General features: G+C 46.6%; 24 protein-coding genes. 6 read left to right on the top strand and 18 right to left on the bottom strand.

Features of this window, described 5'->3' with window-relative positions; translation table 11 throughout:
* Position 1 precedes the first annotated feature (1 nt).
* The 4 genes from ftsR to ACO5JD_RS01720 are packed head-to-tail and all read left to right on the top strand — an operon-like array spanning position 2 to position 4,236.
* Positions 2 to 754, top strand: a complete 753-nt coding sequence (ftsR, locus tag ACO5JD_RS01735; protein WP_021626210.1) for a transcriptional regulator FtsR — start codon at positions 2 to 4, stop codon at positions 752 to 754.
* A 35-nt stretch (positions 755 to 789) separates the two neighbouring features.
* Positions 790 to 1,323: an adenine phosphoribosyltransferase gene (locus tag ACO5JD_RS01730; RefSeq protein WP_035438540.1), complete on the top strand. Its 534-nt coding sequence runs from the start codon at positions 790 to 792 to the stop codon at positions 1,321 to 1,323.
* Between the two features lie 23 nt (positions 1,324 to 1,346).
* The gene (locus ACO5JD_RS01725; RefSeq protein ID WP_156894172.1) at positions 1,347 to 2,612 is read left to right on the top strand and encodes a C40 family peptidase; all 1,266 of its coding nucleotides are present in this window, start codon (positions 1,347 to 1,349) and stop codon (positions 2,610 to 2,612) included.
* A 31-nt stretch (positions 2,613 to 2,643) separates the two neighbouring features.
* Entirely contained in the window at positions 2,644 to 4,236 is a 1,593-nt protein-coding gene (locus ACO5JD_RS01720; RefSeq protein ID WP_484987208.1) for a ClC family H(+)/Cl(-) exchange transporter, read from the top strand.
* Positions 4,237 to 4,478: 242 nt separating this feature from the next.
* Here ACO5JD_RS01720 and ACO5JD_RS01715 read toward each other — a convergent pair whose 3' ends face one another.
* The 6 genes from ACO5JD_RS01715 to ACO5JD_RS01690 form a co-directional block, all read right to left on the bottom strand.
* Complete coding sequence (locus ACO5JD_RS01715) at positions 4,479 to 5,438, bottom strand: NAD(P)/FAD-dependent oxidoreductase (protein WP_021626206.1); 960 nt, start codon at positions 5,436 to 5,438, stop codon at positions 4,479 to 4,481.
* Between the two features lie 284 nt (positions 5,439 to 5,722).
* Entirely contained in the window at positions 5,723 to 6,985 is a 1,263-nt protein-coding gene (locus ACO5JD_RS01710) for a uracil-xanthine permease family protein (protein ID WP_021626205.1), read from the bottom strand.
* Positions 6,986 to 7,041: 56 nt separating this feature from the next.
* Positions 7,042 to 8,355: an NCS2 family permease gene (locus ACO5JD_RS01705; protein ID WP_021626204.1), complete on the bottom strand. Its 1,314-nt coding sequence runs from the start codon at positions 8,353 to 8,355 to the stop codon at positions 7,042 to 7,044.
* A gap of 90 nt (positions 8,356 to 8,445) precedes the next feature.
* The gene (gene dut, locus ACO5JD_RS01700; protein WP_021626203.1) at positions 8,446 to 8,895 is read right to left on the bottom strand and encodes a dUTP diphosphatase; all 450 of its coding nucleotides are present in this window, start codon (positions 8,893 to 8,895) and stop codon (positions 8,446 to 8,448) included.
* On the bottom strand, positions 8,892 to 9,341 hold the full coding sequence (nrdR, locus tag ACO5JD_RS01695) for a transcriptional regulator NrdR (protein WP_035438538.1): 450 nt from the start codon (positions 9,339 to 9,341) through the stop codon (positions 8,892 to 8,894). The genes dut and nrdR overlap by 4 nt, the downstream gene beginning before the upstream one ends.
* Before the next feature lie 132 nt (positions 9,342 to 9,473).
* On the bottom strand, positions 9,474 to 9,926 hold the full coding sequence (locus ACO5JD_RS01690; RefSeq protein WP_035438537.1) for a LysM peptidoglycan-binding domain-containing protein: 453 nt from the start codon (positions 9,924 to 9,926) through the stop codon (positions 9,474 to 9,476).
* Between the two features lie 193 nt (positions 9,927 to 10,119).
* On the opposite strand from ACO5JD_RS01690, the gene lexA reads away from it, so the two are divergent.
* Both lexA and ACO5JD_RS01680 read left to right on the top strand, forming a co-directional pair.
* A complete protein-coding gene (gene lexA, locus ACO5JD_RS01685; protein WP_035438535.1) occupies positions 10,120 to 10,764 on the top strand; it encodes a transcriptional repressor LexA in 645 nt (214 codons plus the stop codon).
* Positions 10,765 to 10,766: 2 nt separating this feature from the next.
* The gene (locus ACO5JD_RS01680; RefSeq protein WP_021626199.1) at positions 10,767 to 11,552 is read left to right on the top strand and encodes a heparan-alpha-glucosaminide N-acetyltransferase; all 786 of its coding nucleotides are present in this window, start codon (positions 10,767 to 10,769) and stop codon (positions 11,550 to 11,552) included.
* On the opposite strand, the gene hflX is transcribed toward ACO5JD_RS01680, so the two are convergent.
* From hflX to ACO5JD_RS01620, 12 genes are all read right to left on the bottom strand, one after another.
* Positions 11,547 to 12,863, bottom strand: coding sequence for a GTPase HflX (gene hflX, locus ACO5JD_RS01675; protein WP_021626198.1), 1,317 nt, complete (start codon positions 12,861 to 12,863; stop codon positions 11,547 to 11,549). The two genes, ACO5JD_RS01680 and hflX, sit on opposite strands and share 6 nt — an antisense overlap.
* The gene (miaA, locus tag ACO5JD_RS01670) at positions 12,850 to 13,815 is read right to left on the bottom strand and encodes a tRNA (adenosine(37)-N6)-dimethylallyltransferase MiaA (protein ID WP_021626197.1); all 966 of its coding nucleotides are present in this window, start codon (positions 13,813 to 13,815) and stop codon (positions 12,850 to 12,852) included. Before miaA ends, hflX begins: the two co-directional genes overlap by 14 nt.
* A complete protein-coding gene (gene miaB / locus ACO5JD_RS01665) occupies positions 13,812 to 15,182 on the bottom strand; it encodes a tRNA (N6-isopentenyl adenosine(37)-C2)-methylthiotransferase MiaB (protein WP_021626196.1) in 1,371 nt (456 codons plus the stop codon). The genes miaA and miaB overlap by 4 nt, the downstream gene beginning before the upstream one ends.
* On the bottom strand, positions 15,179 to 15,511 hold the full coding sequence (locus ACO5JD_RS01660; RefSeq protein WP_021626195.1) for a stage V sporulation protein S: 333 nt from the start codon (positions 15,509 to 15,511) through the stop codon (positions 15,179 to 15,181). The genes miaB and ACO5JD_RS01660 overlap by 4 nt, the downstream gene beginning before the upstream one ends.
* Positions 15,512 to 15,627: 116 nt before the next feature.
* The gene (locus ACO5JD_RS01655; protein WP_021626194.1) at positions 15,628 to 16,707 is read right to left on the bottom strand and encodes an ATP-binding protein; all 1,080 of its coding nucleotides are present in this window, start codon (positions 16,705 to 16,707) and stop codon (positions 15,628 to 15,630) included.
* A gap of 10 nt (positions 16,708 to 16,717) precedes the next feature.
* Positions 16,718 to 18,277 carry a ribonuclease Y gene (gene rny / locus ACO5JD_RS01650; protein ID WP_021626193.1) on the bottom strand — a complete coding sequence of 520 codons (1,560 nt, stop codon included), beginning with the start codon at positions 18,275 to 18,277 and terminating at the stop codon, positions 16,718 to 16,720.
* A gap of 258 nt (positions 18,278 to 18,535) precedes the next feature.
* Positions 18,536 to 19,210: a regulatory protein RecX gene (locus tag ACO5JD_RS01645; RefSeq protein WP_484987206.1), complete on the bottom strand. Its 675-nt coding sequence runs from the start codon at positions 19,208 to 19,210 to the stop codon at positions 18,536 to 18,538.
* Positions 19,211 to 19,218: 8 nt separating this feature from the next.
* The gene (gene recA / locus ACO5JD_RS01640; RefSeq protein WP_021626191.1) at positions 19,219 to 20,328 is read right to left on the bottom strand and encodes a recombinase RecA; all 1,110 of its coding nucleotides are present in this window, start codon (positions 20,326 to 20,328) and stop codon (positions 19,219 to 19,221) included.
* A 258-nt stretch (positions 20,329 to 20,586) separates the two neighbouring features.
* A complete protein-coding gene (locus ACO5JD_RS01635; protein ID WP_021626190.1) occupies positions 20,587 to 21,099 on the bottom strand; it encodes a CinA family protein in 513 nt (170 codons plus the stop codon).
* A 3-nt stretch (positions 21,100 to 21,102) separates the two neighbouring features.
* Complete coding sequence (gene pgsA / locus ACO5JD_RS01630) at positions 21,103 to 21,663, bottom strand: CDP-diacylglycerol--glycerol-3-phosphate 3-phosphatidyltransferase (protein WP_035438619.1); 561 nt, start codon at positions 21,661 to 21,663, stop codon at positions 21,103 to 21,105.
* 287 nt (positions 21,664 to 21,950) lie between these two features.
* On the bottom strand, positions 21,951 to 23,291 hold the full coding sequence (gene rimO / locus ACO5JD_RS01625) for a 30S ribosomal protein S12 methylthiotransferase RimO (RefSeq protein WP_484987366.1): 1,341 nt from the start codon (positions 23,289 to 23,291) through the stop codon (positions 21,951 to 21,953).
* 51 nt (positions 23,292 to 23,342) lie between these two features.
* Positions 23,343 to 24,956, bottom strand: coding sequence for a helix-turn-helix domain-containing protein (locus ACO5JD_RS01620; protein ID WP_051317796.1), 1,614 nt, complete (start codon positions 24,954 to 24,956; stop codon positions 23,343 to 23,345).
* Positions 24,957 to 24,958: the final 2 nt, after the last annotated feature.

Here is a 24,958-nt window from a genome sequence, read left to right as displayed (position 1 = left end):
CATGGCTGATGCCGGTTATCTGACAATCGGTAAAGTGGTAAAGCGACTTCAGTCGCAATATCCCGACCTATCTGTTTCGAAGGTTCGCTATCTCGAGGATGAGGGTTTGCTTAACCCTTCGCGTACTCCTGGTGGTTATCGCCTGTATTCCCAGCATGACGTGCGTCGTCTTGAAAAGATATTGTATTTGCAAAAATCACGTTTTATGCCGCTCTCCATTATCAAAGAGCAGCTTGAACAGGGGATAGTAGATAATCCTACCGAAACTCAGCAAAGCGAAACGACCGTTATTCCTTTAGGTCAGGATAGTCCTGAAGATATTGAAAAACTTCATCCTATTGAGCGTATGCCTGAGCTTTGTGGTGTAAGCGCTGGTTTTGCTCAGCAGCTAGCTGAGGCTGGTGTTATCAAGTTATCCCGATCTCCCCATGGTCGCGATTTGGTGGATGGACATGATCTTTCACTGATTCGTGCATGTGATCGTCTGCGTCATTACGGTATGGAAGCCAAGCATCTGCGCATTTATGTGCAGGCAGCTCGTCGCGAAAGCGGTATGTTGGAGCAGGCTTTAGTGCCTTATGCGCATCGGGGCAGTATCGATACAGCCCCAAGCGATGCAACTCGTAAGCAATTTGCTGAGGCTCTCAACGAGATGATTCAGCTTACCGATATGGTGCGCGATGAGCTTTTGCGCCACCACATCAACAATGCATATAAGGAAATGTCAGTCTCAGCTACAAAAAGTAAAGGTTAGAGCGGGTATCTGTAGCACAGATGAAAGGAACCATTATGTCTGAATTCGATCTTGAAAGCCTTGTCATTGATATCCCTGATTATCCAGAGCCTGGTGTAATCTTTAAGGACATCACACCTTTGATGGCTGATTCCCGCGGTTTGGCGATTTCCATTGACCGTATCGTGGATCACTTCATTGGTAAAGGCATCACCAAGGTCGTTGGCGCTGAGGCTCGTGGTTTTTTGGTTGGTGCACCTGTAGCGTACCGTCTCAAGGCGGGCTTTGTTCCTGCTCGCAAGCCTGGCAAACTCCCGCGTGCAGTCTACTCTCAGCAATATGCGTTGGAGTATGGCACCGATGAGCTTCAAGTTCACCAAGATGCAATTACTGCAGGAGATAAAGTTCTTATTGTTGATGATTTAGTAGCAACTGGCGGTACTGCGGTGGCCACAGCCAAGCTTGTTGAACAGTCAGGAGCCAAGGTTGTAGGATTCTCTTTTATTCTTGAGCTTGCATATCTTAATCCTCGTGAGACCATTGCTGCTCAATATGGTGACGAGGTATTTACCCTGATTCAGGTCAGGTAGCTTAGAAAATTTTATGGGGCTTCTTGCATAACGCTATAATTAGCTACATTCGCGTTGCGGCTTTTAGCCGTAGCGAAGCTATGGATATTAAGGATTTGATTATGGACATCAAGCACAAGGCAGTTGTAGCTGGCCTTACGGTCGCCTTTGCGTTGAGCACCATGAGCCCCTTTGCATTTGCTGCGCCCAGCGCTGCTGATTTGAATACTGCCCAGGCTAAACTTGAGAGTTTGGGCGGAGAGCTTGCTTCAATTCAAAGTGAGCTTGGCTCTCAGGAAACTACGCTTCAGCAGACCCAAGCCGATATCGTAAAAAAGCAGACACAGATTGACTCGACAAAAGAAGATCTCAAGTCTGCACGCAAGACTTTGGGCAATCGTATGCGCTCAAATTACAAAACTGGTGGCTCTAGTCTACTTTCGGTGCTACTTGGCTCTGAGAGCGCAGAAGACCTCATCTCCAACATCTATATTGCGGACCGTATTGCAGACCAAGATGCTGCGAATATCTCTGCTGTTCGGGATCTTGAGGATCAGCTCAACAAAGAAAAGTCTGATCTTGAGTCCAAAAAAAGCGATCAGGAAGCCAAAATTAAGGAAACTCAGCAGCGTGCTGATGAGTATTCTTCCAAGGTCGCTGCAGCTCAAGAGTACTATGATTCTCTAAGCGCCGAGGTCAAAGCACAGCTTGAAGCCAAAGCTGAAGCGGAAGAAAAACAAGCTGCAGAAACAATTTCCAAGGGTGGCACTGTTAAAAAGCAAAGCGGTGCCTCTACGGCAGTTGATGCTATCAAGGATTACAAGCAGCAGCAAAACAATTCTCAGACTCAGAAAAAATCTGAGACCAAGTCCGAAACAAAGACTGAAAAAAAGAACGAGACAAAGACTAAGACCAAGAAGTCTGAAGAGACTAGCACCAAGACACCTTCCAAGAAAGGTAGTGGTGGACATGCCTACAGTGGCGGCGGTTTGAGTTCTGCTTATTCTGCAATTGGTCTCCCATATGTCAGTGGTGCTACCGGTCCCGATAGCTTTGATTGTTCTGGTCTGGTTTGCTACTGCTATGGTTATGCCCGTGGTCGTACTACCTATGACATGATTGATTCACTCAAGGCTTCTGGCGATTGGCATACCTCGATTTCTGAGCTCAATCCTGGCGATCTTGCCTTTACCAGCTCGGGCCATGTGGGTATTTACGTTGGAGACGGTGTCTTTATTGATGCACCATATCCTGGCCGTACAGTAACTCAGCGTTCTATGTGGTCTTTCATTGGAGGCGGACCCTACTAGGATGTCCCAAAATCAGCATTCCCCGCTCATAATGAGACTCTCCTCAGAGCATCAGCTTACGCTGGTTGGGGAGGGTCTTTTGGTAGGTGCCTTTGGCGGTATGGTTGTGACGCTATACCGCGTTTCTTTGAGCTTTGCCGAAAAGCTCTTAAGAGCCTATACAGGTGCTATGACAGGCAATTTTGTGGGGATTCTCGGATGGATTTTTATACTAATCCTTATCGGTTTTGCTGTCTGTAGGCTGGTGCTTTGGGAACCTTATACCCAAGGCTCTGGTATTCCTCAGACCGACGCTGAGGTGATGGGGCGCATCAATATGCCTTGGTACCGCGTGCTTGGTACCAAGTTTATAGAAGGTACTCTCTGCGCATTAGCAGGTCTTTCTCTTGGTCGCGAAGGCCCCAGTGTACAGTTGGGTTCGATGGCGGGCAAAGCTGTCTCTCGTGGACTACATCGTGGCAGGGGAGAAGAACGACTTCTTGTTACCTGCGGTGCTGCGGCAGGCATGTCTGCTGCTTTTAACGCTCCTCTTACAGGCGTCCTCTTTGCTCTTGAAGAGATTCATAAGGAATTTACGCCTACACTCATTTTGTCAGTTATGGCAAGTTCGGTTGCCTCAGACTTTTTGGTCTCGCAGATTTTGGGTGTAAAGCCTGTTTTGCAACTGATTTTTATTGGCAATCTGCCACATAGCAACTATTTCTTTGTAGTACTTTTGGGTCTAGTGTGCGGTGTATTCGGCGCACTTCACAACCAAGGAATGTTTGCCTGCCAAGAAAAGCTCTATGGCAAAATCATGACGCACCTACCGTATGCACGTCTTGCTATACCTTTTGCAATGGCAGCTTTTGTGGCATTTTTGGCACCAGATTTGATGTGCGGCGGTGATGCCATTGTTGAGATGTTCCAAAAAAGCACATTACTGCCTTTGGGCACTATTGTCTTTCTACTTGTAGGTAAATATATCTTTACTACCATGAGCTTTGCTTCGGGCGCTCCTGGCGGTACACTCTTTCCGCTGGTAGTGCTCTCGATGCTTGTGGGAGAACTTTATGGTGTGATAGTCACTCAGATTTTTGGCGTACCTAATAGTTATGTCGTGAACTTCGTAGTAATGGCAGTTGCGGGGATGTTTGCCTCGGTTGTGCAGGCTCCAGTTACGGGGGTCGTCCTTGCTTTTGAGTTAACTGGCAGCCTTGATGCTTTGCTTTCTGTCTCTATTGTCTCGATCATTTCTTTTGCAATTGCTCGTTCGCTACATGTTGATGCCTTCTATGAACATCTCCTAGCCAATCTGCTAGGTTCGACGCCACGAGACCCTGATACGACGGGGCTGGCAGGGGAGAAAGTACTGCACACGTATAATATTGGCGCTGGCAGCATCCTTGATGGCAAACGTATTCGTGACATTGTTTGGCCAAAAACTGCCCGTATTGTTGCTATTACTCGTGCAGGTTTGGATATCATTCCGCGCGGAGATGTACAACTCTATGCAATGGATGAACTTCTTTTGGTAATGAGTGTTGAAGATGAATTTGAGTCCCAAAAATGGGCTCACAATGTCTGTCGCGGATCTATTAAGCCCCACACCACAAGTGCCATATCGCCAACAGATAAAAGCTAGTTTCATACAGGCTTGTCACGCTAGTCATCTTACAATTATGTAACAAGGGGTGGGAAGCAAGCCAACCGAGCAAACTCTCTTTATAAACAATACTTTACATAATATATATTATCAGATTTATATCTAGATTTACGCAGTTAAAAAGCTATATAAAAAAGCCCCTCAGTTCACTCCTAGATGATAAAGGAATGCTAAGGGGTCATGTTGAAAATTTCTTATAGTAATTGCTCTTCTTGTAATGCTTAACCTTCGACTGGCTGACCTAGATATGACGACGCAGAGTTTACAGCAATCGCACCGTCTGCTGCTGCAGTAATTATCTGACGCAAGGGTTTTTGACGTAGATCTCCTGCCGCGTAGAGGCCAGCTGTTTTAGTTTCAAGGCGGTCATTTGTCACAACATAACCTTTAGAATCAAGCTCAACCATATCAGCAATAAGCTCGGTTGCTGGCACACGACCAACAAAGACAAAGACACCAAAGCTACCTTCTGCGTAGGTTTCGGTTGTTTCCTCACCAGTTACATTATTCCTGAAGGTAACAGCGCTAAGCAGCTGTCCCCCTTCAACTCGGACAATACTACTTAGGTACCTAACTGTAAGTTTCGGATTCTCATCAACAAGCTTCGCTACAGATGCCTGTGCACGCAAATGATCCTTACGAACAACGAGTACAACCTCATCGGCAAACCTTGTTAGAAACAAAGCCTCTTCGCAGGCAGAATTACCTCCCCCGATTACGAAGACTTTTTTACCTCGATAAAACATGCCATCGCACGTGGCGCAATATGAAACGCCACGGCCCGCGTATTTTTCCTCACCCTCAAAACCCGCATGTCGAGGGGTTGCACCGCCAGCGACAATTACCGTAGCACTGTCATAATTAGCCTCGGGTGTATGTACAAGGAAGCGCCCCTCCCCTGTATGCTCGATGCCCTCAACAATAGACATCTCAATCTTGGCACCCAAATCTTCCGCTTGGTGTTGCATTGCATCAGTCAAAGTAAAGCCGTCTGTATGAGGAACACCAGGATAATTATCGATTTCACTGGTAGAAATAACCTGACCACCCACTGCCTCTTGCTCAAGCAACACTGTGTCAAGCATGGCACGTTGCGCATAAATTGCAGCAGTTAAACCTGCGGGACCACCGCCCACGATTACCATATCCTTTATAAGTGTAGTCTTCGCCTCGTTTGCCATAGTAAACCCTCCTCCTACCTTCAATTTGAAGGCTGAATTATCACTGCAGGAAGGATACCCAATAAAAATAGCTACAAACTTTTGATTTTGAAATGAGTTTCATATCCAAAAGAAGCCAACATACGTCGATTGCAAAAACAGCAGGTGTGACAACTTACCCACATTTGGTCAGCTAAAAATTTGAAATTTTCTCGCGCTGCTGTTTTTCAAGAAGTCTGTCACTAAAAAGAGGTGCTGACCCGCGTCAACACCCCTTATATAAAAGCTATTCTTCAGCCGTAGTTTTATTCTTTCTGAGAAGAAGAGTTATGGGGCAAAATCAAGTTAAGCAGGATGCCTACAAGTGCTGAAGTTGCCATGCCAGGAAGGGTGTAGTTGCCCATAGGAATGGTAATACCACTCGTTTCCATGCCTACACCTAAAATAATGACAACAGAAGCAATCATAAGGTTGCGATTGTCATCAAAATCTACCTTATTGGTAACGAGCATACGCAGACCGTTACTAGCAATAAGGCCAAAGAGCAGCAAACTTACCCCGCCCATGACAGGGGTTGGAATAGAGCTAATCAGTGCTGCCAGCTTGGGACAAAAACCACCAACAACCAGCGCAAAAGCAGCTGCATACCAGAAAACTTGTGTGGCATACACACGGGTTACGCTCATAACACCAATGTTTTCAGCATAGGTTGTGGTGGGAGGACCGCCAAGAAATCCCGAGATAACGGTAGCAACACCATCACCCGCGAGGGATTGTGGCAGCATTTCGCGGTAGTCACGACCAACAATCTCGCCCACAGCCAAGAGGTGGCCGATATGCTCAATGACAACTACCACAGCCACAGGAGCAATAAGTACAACAGCTCCCAAATCAAAGCTCGGATGAGTAAATGTAGGAAGTCCCAACCATGCAGCATCGAGTACAGGCTTAAAGTCTACAAGACCAATGAAGCAAGAGAAAATATATCCCACGATAATGGCCAGGAGAACTGGCATGGTACCAAATAATCCACCCATACTCGAGAAAATGACCGCTGCTACAAGCGTTACCGCTGCAGCAATGGTACCTAATGCCACAAAAGAATCCGTAGAGGAATAAAGAGCCATTTTTGCTGCAGTAGCAGATAGACCAACGCCGATAACAATCATGACCGAAGCTACAAGTACAGGCGGCAGCACCCTATCAAGCCAAGCAGTACCAATAATTTTGATAAGTAGAGCGGTCAGTAGAAATACCAAACCAGAGACCACAACACCACTCATAACAGCATTTAGAGAGCCTGTAGTGGCTGCTACAGCAATGATAGGACTAATAAAGGCAAATGAGCTGCCTAGATAGCTAGGAATCTTATTTCGAGTTACGAGAAGATAGCACATGGTACCAATGCCCGAACACATAATTGCAACCGAAGGCGACAATCCCGTAAGCGTAGGTACTAACACAGTAGAGCCAAACATACTCATCATATGCTGAATACCCAGAGGAATAGCACGAGCAGGAGCTACATGATCATCGACGGCAATGACTTCACGTTGTTTTGATGCCATACGACCTCCTTATTTAAAAAAAGAGCCCGGATATCCGGGCTCTTAGCCTGTACTTGTTAGACAAGTAAGAAATAAAGAACAAAGGCAATAGTTGCCACCCACATCAGCGGCTTGACCTTTTTGATCTGACCGGTTACCGCAGCAACGAGTACGTAGGCAATAAAGCCCATACCGATGCCGTTGGAGATGGAGTAGGTAAAAGGAATGCCTGCAACAATCATGAATGCGGGGAAGCCTTGGAGAATGTCACTCCAGTCAATATCTGCTACATCAGTCATCATCAAGAAGCCAACAACAACAAGAGCGCCACAGGTGGCAGCAGAACTGATGATGGCAATAACAGGAGAGAAGAAAGCAGCAAGAATAAAGAGTACACCCGTTGCAATAGAGGTCAAACCAGTGCGACCGCCATCAGCTGCACCAGATGCAGACTCGACAAAGGTAGTAATAGAAGAAGCACCCAGTAGGCCGCCCATAGCAGCTGCAGCAGAGTCAACAATCAAGATCTCACGAATGTCTTCGACAGAGCCATCCTCATTGAGGAACTCACCCTGTTTTGCAACAGCCATAGCTGTACCCATGGTGTCAAAGAAGTCAGACATCATCAACGAGAAAGCAAAGACAAGCAAGACGGGGGTAGTCATCACCTTGACAATACCAGTCACGCCGTTGGCATCAACTAAGAAAGGAGCGCCAAAGGAGGAAAAATCGAGGCCAGAAACGATACCCGCAGGAGCCTGAGTAACGCCTAGGGGTACGCCAGCAAGCACGGCGATAAGAATGCCCCACAGCAGAGAACCAGGCACCTTCTTCACATACAAAATAATAGAAGCAACGATGGAAATCATACCAACGATAAAGACAGGATCAGTTACTTTACCTAGGGCAACCATGGTGGACTCATTGGCAACGATGATGCCACCGTCCTTGAGACCAATCATCGCAATAAAGAGGCCAAGACCAACGGAGATGGCATGACGCAAAGATACAGGAATTGCATCCATGATTGCTTCGCGTAAGCCACAAAGAACGAGCACCAGGATAGCGACGCCTTCAACAAAGACGACTGCCATTGCCGCATGCCAGTCGTTGCCTGCAATAGCGGTTAGTGAAAAGGCAACAACTGCATTGATGCCCATACCAGAGGCACAAGCCAAAGGTCTATTAGCAAAAATGCCCATCAAGATGGTCATAATGCCTGCTCCTAGGCAAGTTGCAGTGACGGCTGCGGTTACAGGTACACCAGCAGCTGCAAGTAGCGAGGGATTGACTGCGATGATATAGGCCATCGCAAGGAATGTCGTCAGGCCAGCACGAATTTCCTGACCAGTTGACGACCCCCTCTCTGCAAACTTAAAGAACTTCTCCATTACTTTCCCCTTCCCTTTTGGAAAACATACTGTCAGACCTAAAAGACAGCAGTATTTCAAGGCACGCCAGCCGCGCCTCAAAATCAAGTATTAATTGGTGCCACTTGAGCCAAAACCAGCAGCGCCACGATCCGTCTCATCAAGCTCGTCTACTTCGACAAGCTCAACAATAGGAACTTTTTGAATGACAAGTTGTGCAATGCGTTCCCCACGCTCAATTACTAGGGGCTTATCGGGATCTAGATTGATAGCAACTACTTTAAGTTCGCCACGATAGTGACTATCCACCAAACCAGGGGTATTTGCCATAGAAAGACCTTCGCGCAAAGAACGGCCACTGCGAGGTTGGACAAAACCTGCATAGCCTTCAGGAATAGCAATGGCAAGGCCAGTAGAAATAAGTCGACGCTCAAGAGGAGCCAGAGTAAGTGATTCACTTGCACGCAAATCAAGACCTGCGTCGCCTTGATAAGCATATGTAGGAAGTTCAACGGTAGGATCAAGGCGTTTAATCGGCAATGAGATATGCTCAAAGGTCACTGTGCAAGGCTCCTTAGCTCTTCGTAAAATTCATCTACATCTTTAAAGTCGCGATATACAGAAGCAAATCGAACGTAGGCCACCTTGTCAATATCGCGAAGCTTAACCAAAACCAGTCTGCCAAGATCTCGAGACAAAACTTCGGTTTGTCCCTGATCTCGCAAGTCTGCTTCAATATCACCAATGAGTTCATCGAGAGTTTCGATGCTGATATTTCGTTTGACGGTAGCAGCAAGTAATCCGCGCATAAGCTTTTGGCGGTCGAAAGTCTCCTTGGTGCCATCTTTTTTGACAACAAGAAGTGGCACTTCTTCACGACGCTCATAGGTTGTAAAGCGATAGCCACAACCTACGCATTCACGACGCCTTCTAATAGCATCGGCGCTTTCAGATGGACGGGAGTCAACTACTTTGGACTCCTCACAGCCGCATTTTGGGCAGCGCATCGAGCTCCTTTGTGATTGCCATTAAAACCAATCACAGACTTTACACGATGTGCAAACAAAATAAAGCCAAAAACACAAATTGAAACACTATACCTAGGGTTTGGTAACAGAAGTACATACAAGGACGCCAATCTAAGCAGGAACAGATAAGTTCATTCCTACTGATAACGATTGAGCATTTATGTTATTGAGCTGCTCAATCAAACGAAGTGTCTCGGAAGTACTCATACCTTTAATCTGATGAGATTCAGCGATAGACCATAGCGAATCCCCCGGCTGCACCGTAGTTGTGGCATAGCGAAGGTTGGCTTGAGCGGTAGCAATACGATCTGCAATTAACTGATCGCTGATAAATAAACTCGCAGCAAACGTAATACCAACAACGACTATTGCAGCAATAATAGTAAATTTATAAGAGCGTTTATCAGCAGTATTTTGACGTAAATCAGTACTACGTGACTGGCAGTCAGCTACACAATCTTTACCGCCCTGGATAAGCGTAAGCGTGGTGCGGCGATATTGAGGCGCCAGCGCAGAAGAACCTGCCGTTTCATAGCTATAGTTTGTGTTGCTGCGGTAGTTCATCTTTTTCTCCTCCCGTTGCTTACGCACATATTCTCATAGCAAGTGGACACCAAAATGAGATACGAACAGATGTGCGTAGAACAACTGTACTCTATTATGAATAAGTAAGAGAACATGTCAAGAGAAAAAAGAACATCTGTTTTATTTTTTTCGCGCAATGCTTTATACTGCTTCTAGCATCAAAGGAGGCGGCATGAGCAACAAGCAACTTAGCAAAAGGCAGCGCGCGATTTATGAATTTATTTGCAGTTATACCAAGGAGCATTCCTATCCTCCTTCGGTACGTGAAATTGGCACTGCAGTTGGTCTTGCTTCCCCTTCGACCGTTCATACACATCTCAAGATTCTTGAGCAACATGGCTATATAACAAGGGATTCCAACAAGCCTCGCACCATTGAGGTTGTCGAAAGCGAAGATACGTCCTCAGCAAAATTAGCCGATGTTTCTCAGGATTTGTCTGCCGATGTCATTAAATTGCCGCTGGTAGGTCGTGTGGCAGCAGGTATTCCTATCTTGGCCGAGCAAAATGTTGAAGATACGCTTTCCTTACCCACAAGTATTGTGGGAGATGCAAGTTCTTTTGTGCTTCGCGTGCATGGCAGCTCAATGATTAATGCTGGCATTTTCGATGGCGATTATATTATTGTCAAAGAGCAGCATGATGCACATGATGGTGAGATTGTTGTGGCTCTTATTGATGACTCTGCCACAGTAAAGACTTTCTATCGCGAAAAAGAACACATTCGTCTCCAGCCTGAGAATGATTTGATGCAGCCCATTTATATTCGCAATCCCACTATTTTGGGTAAGGTTACAGGCCTTATTCGTCAAATGTAACTATGTCACGTTACCAAGCAACGCAAGACACTAATCAAGATTGCTCCAAGCCTTTACACTTGGGGCGTCTTTATACCTTGGATGCCATTCGTGGCTTCACCATCATTTCGATGGTTGTCTTTCATATTTGTTATGATTTGCAGTTCTTACAAGGAAAGTCTCTTCTTTTCTTTCAAGCACCTTTTATTGATATATGGCGCGCCTCAATCTCTTGGGTATTCCTCGTAATAGCTGGAGTGAGCTGCAGTCTCTCAAGAAATAATCTATATAGAGCGCTACGTTATGGTCTTTTAGCGTTTGCGATATGGCTCGCAACCACCTTGGCTGCAGTAGATGCAGCCATTAACTTTGGCATCATTTTTTGTATGGCTGCGTCCACTCTTATTGCTTGGTTAATCGAACAAACCATTCTCGCAAAGCATTGGCATTATATACAGCTTGTTGCATGCATCATGCTTTTCTTACTTTGCCTCTCGCTTCCAGCTGGTTTTGTGGGCATTGGTCAAATAAAACTCATGATGCTACCCAGATGTTTATATCAAAGTGAATGGCTATCTTGGTTAGGATTTCCTGGACCTCATTTTGTATCGGGAGATTATTATCCCCTACTTCCCTATGGCCTTCTTTATGTGGCGGGGGCACATCTTGGGTGGCAATGGAAGAAATCGGAGTATCCCGAGTGGCTTTCTCGATACCGCTGCAAACCGCTTGAATGGATAGGTCGCCATCCTCTACAGATTTATATTCTTCATCAGCCTATCATTTTGTTGCTCTGCTATGCCTTATAACAGGTCTTTATTAGTATTCTTATCCTCGATTTGATAAGGTTTGAGTGCTGCTGCCATCTGCTTGTCGGCCTTTACAGTGACTAACACACCACTCTGTTCGTACCTCTCGCTGATCATCTGACAGCGTTCGTGTATGCGAGCAAGCAAAGCTCCTCTGTCATAGGGCACGCAAGCTGTCAGAGTACTTTCCCCTGCAGCTGCTTCTTGTGCAATACGATAGAGCAAGCCCCGCAGTCCCCAACCCTTCTGAGCAGAGATGGCCACAGAACCAGCTTCGGTAGTTTCAATTGCATGTATCGCATCATCACCAAGCAGATCACACTTGTTGTAAACCAAAACGGTGGGAATTTGACTGGCTTCAATCTGCTCTAGTACCTGACGTACGGCTATAATTTGCCGCTTTGCATTGGGATCCGCTGCATCTACCACAAGCAAAATGAGATCTGCAGAGACAACCTCAGCGAGAGTAGATTTAAACGCTTCGACCAAAGTGGTCGGAAGCTTTTGAATAAAGCCGACCGTATCAGTAAGAGTAATTTTACGACCTTCTTCAAGGGAAAGGGAACGTGTTGTGGGGTCTAAGGTGGCAAACAGTTCATCTTTGGCATACACCTCAGAGCCAGTCAGGCGATTCAAAATTGTTGATTTACCTGCATTGGTATAACCTACGAGCGCGACACTCCACACGCCCGAATCCCAGCGAGCTTTACTTTGGATACCACGTCTTTGATCAAGATATTTAAGTTCTCGGCGAAGTGTAGAAATACGTGCACGGATCAAACGGCGGTCAACTTCAAGCTGAGACTCACCCATGCCAAAACGGCTACCAATACCGCCACGTGTGGAGTTACCAGCAAGATGACTCCACATACCACGAAGCCTTGGATAGAGATACTGTAGTTGAGCCAACTGAACCTGCAGCCTGCCCTCACGCGTTTTTGCATGGTATCCAAAAATATCCAAAATGAGCGCAGTGCGGTCAATAACCTTGGTAGGTTCTCCAATAAGTCGTTCAAGATTGGACTGTTGAGATGGTGAGAGCTCGTCATCAAAGATAACAATATCAATATCGAGAGCTGCTACTAGACGCTTAAGCTCAAGAGCTTTTCCTGAGCCAATAAATGTGCGCGAAATAGGTGCATCAAGTTTTTGAGTAACTCGGGTAATAACTTCAGCACCATCGGTCTGCGCCAGTCGTTCAAGCTCATCAAGGGACTCTTCCAAAGGCCAACCACTCTTGCCTAAATCCACACCCACAATAATGGCGCGTTCAGGTACAAACTCAGTTGAGCGCAGATTAAATCTTGGCACTCAGGTCACCTGTTTCTGTAGAAAGATATGCTTTGTAAGCTCTAAGAATTTGCTTTGTTGCTTCTTCTTCGGATAGGGTTTCAAAATCAAGCCACTGTACACGTCCATCGTGTTCGAACCAAGAAATTTGGCGCTTGGCATATTGACGTGTTTTAATAATTACTTGCTCTTTTGCTTCTTTAAGAGTACAGACACCATTTAGATAGTCCAGAACTTGTCGGTAACCAATCGCTTGCTTTGAAGTAAGTGCTGCTTCCAAACCTTGTTGTTGCAAGTGAAGCACCTCATCCACCAAGCCCGCATCAAACATCTGATAGACACGCTGTTCGATGCGTTGATGTAAATGTGAGCGGTCACGCTTGATACCCCAAATGAGACAGTCATAGTGAGTTTTGCGCGTATGCAAGCCAGCATGTTGCTGGGCATATGATATACCCTCATCAGACATCTCAAGCGCTCTCACTACACGCCTTACATTACGAGGATGAATAAGCCTGGCGCTTTCGGGATCCCGATTTTCTAGTACGTGGTAAAGGGCCTCAGCGCCCTCTTGCTTGGCTAACTGCTCATACGCAGCACGAGAAGCTCCCCCCGTAGTGCCTGCGGGAAAGTCCATCTCATCAATTACAGCATTAAGGTACAGACCAGTACCACCACAGAGTACCGGAGTTTTATTGGCAGCAAGAAGCTCATCAATTTCCGCGCGCGCATCTCTTTGAAAAAGACGAGCTGAATATGCTTCACCGATTTCTGCTACATCAACCATCAACAAAGGGCAGCGTCTCTCAGATATAGCTGTCTTAGCAGTGCCTATATCCATCCCTTTGTATATCTGCATAGCATCGATGGAAATGACAGCCGAACCCAAAGCAAGAGCTACCTTCTCGGCAAGAGAGCTCTTACCAGAAGCTGTAGGACCAACAATCGCAATAAGGGGATTGCGCTGACTCATCGGGCCGCACCTACCATGCTACCGCGCAAATACCAGGTACGAGCCTCCTCCACGCGAACATCGCAGAGCTTGCCAATAAATTCTTCAGGCATCCGTCCTTCAGGTAAATCAAATAACACCGTCTGATTGTGTGGACTGTGACCCGTTAAAACCTGCGCATTACGCTTCGATGTGCCTTCTACTAAAGACTCTACAACACGCCCCTGATAAGGAGCATTTGCCTCATGAGCACGTTCTTCGACACGTTTGGCGAGGCGATCAAAACGATCTTGAATTTCTTCATGAGTTGCCTTGATTTCCATACGGGCAGCAGGTGTGCCAGGACGAGGTGAATAGATAAAGGTATAAGCAGCATCAAAACCTGCTTCATCTACCAGTGAAAGTGTCTCAAGAAAGTCTTCTTCGGTCTCTCCAGGAAATCCAACAATAATATCAGTAGAAAGCGTAATATCCGGTATGGCGGCACGCAAACGACGAGTCAAATCAAGATATTCATCTCTGGTATAACTACGGTTCATTGCCTTGAGAATGCGCGTCGATCCAGACTGTACTGCTAAGTGTAGCTGCGGCATTACAGCAGGAGTCTCTGCCATAGCAGCGATAGTTTCATCACTAAGATCTTTGGGGTTAGAAGAAGTAAAGCGAATGCGCTCAATACCAGTCTTGCCTACTTCACGCAATAGCTCAGCAAAACGAGGTTTGCCATAAAGGTCACGACCATAGCTGTTGACATTTTGGCCTAACAAACAGATTTCACGTACGCCATCTGCAACGAGACTTTGGCACTCAGCAACAATACGCTCTGAGGCGCGGCTTTTTTCACGCCCGCGCACATAAGGTACGATGCAGTAAGTGCAGAAGTTATTGCAGCCACTCATGATGGGCACCCATGCATGAAAACTGTTTGCACGCCTACTGGGGAGCTCGGTAGAAAAGCCTCGTCCTGCTTCCTGAATATCTACCTCAGGAGCATCGGAATCGCGTTGAAGAGCACGTTCAATAAGTCCTGGAAGCTCACCAATAGCACTTGTGCCAAAGACAACATCCACGCCAGGGATATGCACCCGAATATCTTCGCCATCACGTTGTGCAACGCAACCACCTATAGCCACAATCCTTCGACCCGAAGGAGGTTTGGGAGCACTCACCATAGAAGACGCTTGACCATAAAGGCGCAAATCAGCATTTTCGCGTACAGCACAGGTCATATAAACCACGATGTCAGCTTCTTCAGGTGTAGCCACAGCGATGCATCCACAACTGTCCAAAAGACCAGTTACTCGCTCGCTGTCATGGAGATTCATTTGGCAACCAAAAGTTTTTACGAAGTACGTACGACCTGCCAAAGCGTGATTATCTAACGTCATAAATCAACCCCATAATCGTCAGAATGCATGACTACAGGAACGGACTGTGAACTGCCACCAAGAGTTATGGGATGTACATATATGGCAATTCGCACCGCTGTTCGCGATTGACCGCCAATTTCGATATCGGCAAAGGTGGGAGCACAACTAATATCAGTGCCCGTAGGAATGAGGAAGCCTCGAGCAATGGCTACAGCTTTTATAGCTTGATTGACAGCACCAGCACCAACCGCCTGCATTTGACAAGGAACACCATCTTTGACCATGCCTGCGATAGCACCTGCTACCGATGCGGGTGAAGACTTACTTGAGACCTTCAAAAATTCCATCTGTTGCTCCTGCAATAAAACTGCTGTATTTAAGCATCCAATGAGTATGTCTATGAGTGCTACCTGCGGTATTTTATCCTACGATGAATCAAATCTATAAGGCAAGCAAAAAGTATTTAATCCCCGCCTGCCAATTCAAAGCTTACGGTCACCCTGCCTTTTCCTGCGTTTATCCGAGGTGCAGAAGCTAACTCTAGATAATAACGCTGTGCCAAAAAAGCAAAATCACGTTCCATGAGACGAGAAAATTCCTCAGCATCTTGCGGAGCAATGTGCAATCCGCGTCGATCCTTTTTGAGGTCTATCTGTTTGTTGGCACTAGAAGCAGGACGAGAATGACTGAGGCGGGCATAAACACTACGAAGTGGTTTGATAGCACCAGAAAGTATACGATGAGCCGTACGTTCAGAAATACTCAACCCAAGTTCAGCCGCTACCCTTGCAAGTTCACTTGCATCTGCTGCCTCATGGATGCGTTCAAGTAGCTGTAGTTCATCGAGACTCTCAAGGAATAAAAGCTTGGTAGCTTCTAGCTGGGGACGAGCTTTTTTGCGAGCAGTGGCAACAATTTCTGCGGAAGAGCCCAGAAATACTTCACAGGCTCCCCTCTCTTCGAGGGCAAATTCAGCACAGGCACGAATGATATTGTGAGGTCCACGTAATATGGTTTCTTCATCCTCATCGCTATCCATGACAGGCCAAGTTGACTGATCTGCTTTTTCAGCAATTTTATTGATATTCGTGACAACCTGTATTGAGCTCCCCTTACCAGGAGCAGAGCAAATTACGCGGGCTGAATCTGCATTGGTACGTACCGAATACAAAGCCATACCACGACCGTGTACGCCCCAGCGATCCATATGCATCGTTTCGAGCTTTGAAGTAACGCGCGCATCAAAAATGCGTTCTTGTAGCTCAAAAGGAATACCTGTGCCATCGTCCAACATGGTAATGGTGCGTTGATCACCTTCGCGAGATGTGGCTACATAAATATGACTTGCTCCCGCATCGCGTGCATTGCGCAGGAGCTCCACTATGACATCCTCAACATTACGAATGTCATGCGCAGCCTGCCTGCGCTCTGCTTCATCAATGCGAAGGCGAACAAAACCCTGGCCGAGGCTTTCTTCGACTCTCAGACCTTTACCTGCGACCTGAGCTACAAATTCTGCAAGATCAGAGGAACTCTCTACCATGAAAGAAGGCCTACTTGGCTACGTCTACTGCACGAGACTCACGAATAACAACAACTCTAACCTGTCCAGGATATTCCATCTCGTTTTCAATTTGCTGAGCAATATCATGAGCGAGGACTACCGACTCGGCATCACTAATCTTTTCAGGCTTGACCATGACATGCAGCTCACGACCAGCTTGCATGGCATACGTGCGCTCAACACCTTCATGGGAGTTGGAAATTTCCTCAAGACGCTCGAGACGCTTAATGTAGCTTTCAGCAGACTCACGACGAGCGCCAGGACGAGCAGCAGAAATGGCATCTGCAGCTTGTACCAAGACGTCCAAGACTGTCTGAGGTTCCACATCGGCATGGTGAGCTTCAATGGCATGAACAATATCAGCACGCTCACCATAACGCCGGCAAAGATCAGCACCAATAACAGCGTGGGGACCCTCTACCTCATGGTCAATTGCCTTGCCAATATCATGGAGCAAGCCAGCTCGCTTGGCAGGAGTAGGATCCATACCAAGCTCATTTGCCATGATGCCACAGAGAGACGCCACCTGCACAGAGTGCATGAGTACATTCTGTCCAAAAGAGGTGCGGTATTTGAGGGCACCTAAGACTTTGATGATCTCGGGGTGCAGATCATGAATGCCAGTATCAAATGCAGCAGTTTCGCCTGCCTCTTGGACACGCTCAGCAACGAGCTTTTCTGCCTTGTTGTACATCTCCTCAATACGTGCAGGATGAATACGACCATCTGCAATAAGATTTTCAAGAGCAACACGTGCGGTCTCACGACGTACGGGATTAAAACTCGAAAGCACCACCGTCTCGGGCGTATCGTCGATAACTAATGAGACACCAGAAATCTGCTCAAAAGCGCGGATGTTGCGCCCTTCACGGCCAATAATGCGGCCTTTAAGGTCGTCAGAGGGGATGTGAACACTGGTAACGGTAATCTCACCGGCTTGGTCAGCTGCACAACGCTGAATTGCAGTAGTAACAATCTCACGAGCGGTTTTATCGGCCTGAGCTTTGATGCGCTGCTCAGAATCACGAAGAATTTGAGCTTCTTCACGTACCGTATCTGCACGAACACGGTCGAGTAGCTCCTGGCGAGCATCTTCCCGCGTCAGAGAAGAAATGCGCTCTAGTTCGCTGCTTTGCTTTTGCACCAAAGCATCGACTTGGCGACCACGACTTTCTATCTGACCCTGAAGACTAGCAAGCTGATGTTCCTTACGATCAAGAGAATCAGAACGTTTATCAAGTAACTCCTCACGCTGAAGTACGCGCTGCTCCATCTGGCTAATTTCACCTTTGCGCTGTTTTTCCTCAACGTCGTACTTTTGACGGAGCTGAAGAATTTCTTCACGAGTTTCTACTTGAGCTGCACGTTTAGCGTTTTCTGCATCACGAACAGCATCCTCGGCAATGCGTCTAGCCTCAGTCTCAGCTTCAGTAATACGTGCCTCAGCAGCTTTAGCTTTAGAATTAGCAGAGTTATTGATGACTACATAGGCAATTCCTATGCCTAAAAGTAGGCACACAAGACCTACTGCAAAAAATAATGGACCCATACTTACTCCTCAGGTGGTAAAGCATAATATTCAAAAATAAGGGACCCTCATAGGTTCATGAAAAGACCCGCCACCTGGCGAAGCTCAACCCCGCAATGAAAAGACATCAATAACAAACTAAACTATTCAATGTCGCATCAAAAACGCGACGAGATCACTCTGGTGACCCTTCAACTGTATGCGCTAGCAGACAAACTGTCAAATTAAAGCTTATAGAAATATTTAGATAAAAAAGTGGTATAGGTGCAGATAAATCGCCTATTTGTCCGTTTCAGTTGCTTCTTTAAGAACCCGCTTAACGGCAGGAATTGCGTCGCTCATGGCAAAACCTCTGCTCATAAGAAAACGCATGAGCTTTTGAAAATCATTTTTACCACTTAAGCTACGTTTGCTCGCAAGTTCGTAGGCGCGTTCAGTCTGGTTTTCTAAATCGATAAACTCTTCGGGCCAACCCTCTATTTCATTGAGATCGATGCCCTTTAAAGCAAGTTCTTTTTCGATACGTTTAGGACCCCAGCCAACATTAATCTTTGAGCGGATATATATGGCAGCATAGCGTTGATCATCGAGAGCTCTCCCCCTTTTGGCATGCTCTATCAATTCTTCGATGGTCTGCTGCGTATAACCATCTTCTTGTAATTTGCGACTCACTTCCAAACATGCATAATCACGTCGATTAAGTAGGTTTGCCAATCTCTGCGTTGCACAACGCTGAGCGATTTCACCTATGTAATAAAAAAGCTCTGCACGAGAAGTAGGGTAAATCTCGTCATGATCAAGGGACTTTTTGAGCGAACGAGCCACAGCAACAGGTACCAGTATTTTTTCTTCACCCGAAGAGTCTACGGCGTAAAAAACACTACCCCTTTTTCGTCCAAATGAGGGGTAGTGATTTTTATCTGGAAGCTCAACTCGTATTTCAAAATCTGGCATAAATAAAACTACTTTGCAGGAGCGTCAGTGTCGGTATTAAGATCTTCGGGCATAGTGGGCATTCCCACGCGCTCGTCACCCAAAATAAGACCACAAGCAACACGTACCTGGTTTTCAATCTCATCGCGTAATTCGGGATTATTAGCCAAGAATTCTTTGGCAGCCTCATGGCCTTGTCCTAGACGTTCTTCGCCGTAGGTATACCAAGAACCAGACTTGTTGACAATCTTGTAGTCAACACCCATATCAAGGATTGAGCCTTCCTTGGAAATACCTGTGCCATACATAATGTCAAATTCTGCTTGACGGAAAGGAGGTGCAACTTTGTTTTTTACTACCTTGACACGCACTCGATTGCCAATGATATCGCCATCTTTTTTGATGGAATCAATTCGGCGAATATCCATGCGCACCGAAGAGAAAAACTTGAGAGCACGCCCACCAGGAGTAGTCTCTGGGTTGCCAAACATCACACCAATTTTTTCACGAAGTTGATTGATAAAGATACAGGTAGTCTGGGACTTGGACAGGGAGCCCGCAAGTTTACGCAAGGCTTGACTCATCAGGCGTGCCTGCAGGCCAACAGTAGTGTCGCCGATCTCACCTTCAATCTCTGCTTTAGGTACAAGAGCGGCGACGGAGTCAACAACAACCACATCAATCGCACCAGAACGTACAAGCATGTCGCAAATCTCAAGTGCTTGCTCACCGGTATCAGGCTGAGAAATAAGCACTTCATCAATGTCAACACCGAGGCGCGCTGCATAACCAGGATCCAACGCATGCTCGGCATCGATAAAAGCTACAACACCGCCCATCGCCTGGGCTTCAGCCAAAATTTGCAGAGAAAGAGTAGTTTTACCAGAGGATTCGGGGCCATAAATCTCGATAATACGACCGCGGGGTACACCACCAATACCCAACGCAGCATCCAAAGCAATGCTTCCTGTAGGAATAGCCTCTACTTCAAGATCAGGGCCATCATCACCGTAACGCATAATGGCGCCATTGCCAAAACGCTTCTGAATTTCTGCGGTGGTACTCTCTATCATCTTGTCGCGTTCAGCGCCATAAGTTTTGCTATGAACCTCACGAGCAGCGGCTTTTGACTTTGCCATGCCAACCCTTCCCTTTTATTTTGACCATATGCAGTCTAAACGAACAACCGTTCGGTGTCAACGCACACCCCCAGTCTAACTGAGGTTGCAAATAAAAAAGAGCACAGTTAACAGCCAGTATTTGGCAAGTTTGCAACTATCAGACTGCCACTATTACTAGCAGCGATCTGCTTAAATCTGCCAAATTTTTTCTCATCTTTTTATGAGGAAATCTATCAAGTAAACAAAAAACTTTTTCAAATAGATAAGCATTTTAGCTTACAACTCATGAACCGCTTCTAAAAGAAGTTGGAGAGCTTGTAGGACTGCCTGCTTGCGCACCATCATACGATCACCGTTAAAGTGACAACAAAGGCTACGCGCCATTTGAGAAGAACTCAGCCCAAACCAAACGGTACCAACAGGTTTACCGGGCTCTGCACCACCAGGACCAGCTATACCCGTTACTGATACAGCTACATCACAGGAAAGAGCTTTAACTGCCCCATCTGCCATTTGTTGAGCGCATTCTGCAGATACAGCACCCAATTCTGGTGTCTCAAAAATATCTCTTGAGACACCAAGTATGGCTTGTTTAACGGCAATGGCATAACTCACAATGCCTCCCTTAAGTATGGCGGAGGCACCAGGAATATCTGCAATGGCTGCGACAACAAGACCTGCTGTACAAGATTCAGCAGTACCTAGTTGCAAACCTTTTGCCATAGCATCATGAACAAGTTGAGAAGCAGTCTGTGTGATAGCTTGTTGTAGCTCCTCGTCTTTAGACATTATTTACTCCTCATCAAGCAAATAACGCCAACCCTTGATGAAGTAGTCAATGCCAGACCAAGCGGTCAGCAAAACAGCAGCAAACATGACAATTTGGAAGAATCCCATGAGCACATTGAAAATCATGCCTGCAGATAGCGTGCGTACGACAAGTAAACCAGAAATTGCAATCATAGTGATGGCAGTCTTCCACTTGCCAAGCTCGCTAGCAGCAATAACAACACCTTTGGATGCAATCACCATACGCAAACCAGATACTAAAAATTCTCGAGCAATGATAACAAGCAATACCCAACTATTCACCATATGCTGCTCAAGCAAGAAGGAGAGCGCTACTAACACCACGAGTTTATCTGCAATCGGATCAAGGAATTTACCAAAAGTGGTAATCTCTCCCCTGCTGCGCGCAAGATAGCCATCAAGTTTGTCAGTAAGGGAAATCGCCATATAAAAAAGCGCTACAAGCAATGCTGCAAAGGAAAATGTATTACCGTTCGAGGCAGGCACAGCCTCTGCAACAAAGAGCCACACAGGAATAAACAAAACACGAATACAGGTAACAATATTTGCAGCAGTCCAAACAGAGCTACTACGTAAACCCGTCTTGGTAGTGGGATCCTTGGTGGCATTTACCTTGGACTTGACAGCGGATTTAGGACGACGCTTGGCTGCAGGTCTCCGGTTGGCAGGCTTACGGGGATGATGGGTCTGAACAGAAACCGCCGCGATACCTGGCTGAGTATTTTTCTCACGAACAATTGTGGATTTTGGCTTTGGCTTTTTAACAGCAGCTTCTGCACCATGCTCTATTGTTTTTTGTTCATCCATTTTTACTCAGCGCTCCCATCTGACTACTCACAGATAGTTCCATAAAGCTCATAACAGACACAATCTACCAGCCCACAGCTAACAATATCACCAACGGAAGCCTCTCCTTGGGCAATATGTACCGCTCCATCGGAATCTGGTGCCTGAAACCACGTATGGCCTATCAACTCAAGACCATCTTCACCTTCTTCAACGCCATCAATAATGACATCAACATGTTCACCAAGGTGTTTTGCTGTGGCAGCAAAACCCATCTCATCGGCTAGATCCTGCAAGTGCTGAGCGCGTTCAAGCTTGATATCTTCAGCTACCTGGTCAGCCATACGTGCACCACGGGTACCATCCTCGGGTGAATAAGCAAAAACCGACGTGTAATCAAAGCCTTCCTCAGCCAAAAAATCAACAAGTTCATCGGCCTCTTCATCCGTCTCTCCAGGAAAACCCGCCATTCCTGTAGTGCGCAGTACCATACCTGGAATTTCTTGACGCAAATGTGCAAAGAGTTCGCTCAGTTGTTCTCTGCTTCCAGAACGACCCATAGATTTGAGTACGCGTTCATTACAATGCTGAATGGGAATATCGATATAAGGCAAAATTTCAGGAGTATCACGAATGGTAGAAATCAGCTCTTCGGTCATTCCTTCAGGCTGCAGGTAAAGTACACGAATCCAGCCCTTATAAGGTCGCATAACTTCAGCGGCCTGACGCATAAGCGCTGCAAGTGTGGAGGGCTGCTCAAAATCAGAACCCCAGATACCTGTGTCTTGGCCAATGAGAACAATCTCACGAACACCGCCTTTGGCCAGCTCTCTAATTTCAGTCAGAATCTCTGAAGCAGGACGAGAAGCATAGCGACCACGAATATAGGGAATCGCACAAAAAGCGCAGAAGCGATCACAGCCGTCAGAAATTTTTACATAAGCACTTGCACCTGAAATTGTGCGCAGCATATGTCCCGCAAGTTGAGGGATCTCACTATCCTTCATCCCTAGGACATCATGTACAACGCCAAGAATATTGTCTTCCTCATCAGCCCGCACAAAAGCGGCAACTTCGGGGAGCTCAGCAGGAAGCGCTTCACCATATCGTGAAGGAACGCAGCCGCACATGATAAGAGGGCAGTTTCGCACTCCCTGTGAGACTGCCTCCGCCAAATCAAGTGTGGTTTCAATAGACTCAGTAGTCGCTGATGCCAAAAAAGAACAAGTATTAATCAAAGCCACATCTGCATCGGCACTCTCTTGAGTTTCTTTGAGACCGCCCGCCAATAGCAAAGAACGCATGCGATCACTATCGACTTCATTTTTTGCACAGCCTAGCGTAACTATCAAAAACTTTTTTTCTTCTGCATCGTTTTTGGTCAGTGTTACTTCAACAGTTTGGACTTTGTCCACAGTTACACCTATCTCAAATCGTTATTGTTGGTCAGTATCTGACGTGGATTGTTCATCGGAACTCATACCGTTTTGGTTAGTAGAATTGCCGTCTTTGCTGGAACTGTTTTTATCGCCGTCCTTAGTGGCATTCTCATCATTTGCAGCAGGCCCATCAATAGTAACCGAACCAACACCAGAAGCTTTTTGATCAAAGCTTTGAACCTTGCCATTACGCGTAACCGTAACAGCCGTAGGATCAGAAACCTCTACCTGCATCGCTTTGGTTACATTGTATGTAGCAGACCAAGGACCAGTAAGAGTATCTGCTTCTTTACTTTCACCATCTACAGTTACTTCAACCCAGCTCACACCACCATCCGCAATGGCTACAGTAACCTCGACTTTAGTTTCACTCTTCTGTGTTCTTGCTACCTCAGGAACATTGAGATCAGAACCAGTGTCGGTATTTGACTGATTGGCATTAGTAGTAGACTGATCATTCTCATCAGTTTTTTTAGTCTCGGTTGTAGAGACAGCGACGGTATTGCTACGGCCATTTGAAGCCATATTTGAAGTACAAGACGTCACTGACGAAATAATGAGCATAAACAAAGTGACTGCCAGCACCAAAAGAATGATAACAATGAGCTTCATATTGTCAGAAAAAATGCTCGATATCATACCAAGCAGACCTTGAGGCTGTTGAGGCCGTCTGTTACGTCTATTTGGATTTTGAGAAGAAGTTCTCCTCTGCTGCCTGCGAACATTAGGCCGCTGAGCATCGACTATACGACGCGCACCTGCACGCCCCGCCCCAGTAGATGCCATCTGATATGGATTGGCCTGGTCGTCATAACGCAGATCATCGACATAGTCACTAGACTCAACCCTACGTCGAGTAACATAATCACGTTCAGGGCGCGGGAGCGCCGTGGGAGCTGCATGATTTTCTGTCTGAATCGGGACACGGGGACGATAACCTGACCGCTGCCGCTGCGGGCGCGCTGAAGCAAGTCGATTGTCGCGGCTAGTGTCACCATAGCCATCAACTCGCAGTTGATCTCTACCGCGTGCACGCTGAGCCTGGGCGCGTGCTGCACGGCGAGGCTCTGCGGTGTCTGGAGCGAGCATGGTATAGCGCTTTTCTCCATCTTGCAGACGTCCACGAACATCGCGACTTCGATTGTCGTAGGTGCTATAACCGCCACTATAGGGTTGTTCATATGTGCGAGAATGCACAGGAGAAACAGTCGAAAATCCAGCTAGGTCGCCCGCATATCCACCAGAGGTAGGCAACAAGCCACGAGCACCAGAATTTTCACGCTCGGTACGACTCCGACGTGTCTCTACGGGCATGCGCGCGCCATCACCCAAACCTCGTCTTCGTGATTGACGATCGCCTCCCGACTGATAGTCAGCTAAATCAGAGGCAAACTGACGTGTCAAACGTTGAGAATCAAGACCAAGGTAGTTTGCGTAGGAGGCAAGCATGCCCTGAGCATAGCCACTCTTAGGCATATCATCCCAACAACCTTCTTCAAAAGCAATAATAACCTGCTCTTTAAGTCGAAGAACGCGAGAGGCTTGTGCAGTGCTGATGCCCAGCTCGCGTCTGCGACGATACAAAATTTCGCTAAAGCGAGGTCTAGCCATCT

It is taken from the genome of Olegusella sp., from assembly GCF_057238325.1.
The sequence above is the reverse complement of the archived record's forward strand: the minus strand, read 5'-3'. Positions and strand labels throughout refer to the sequence as shown.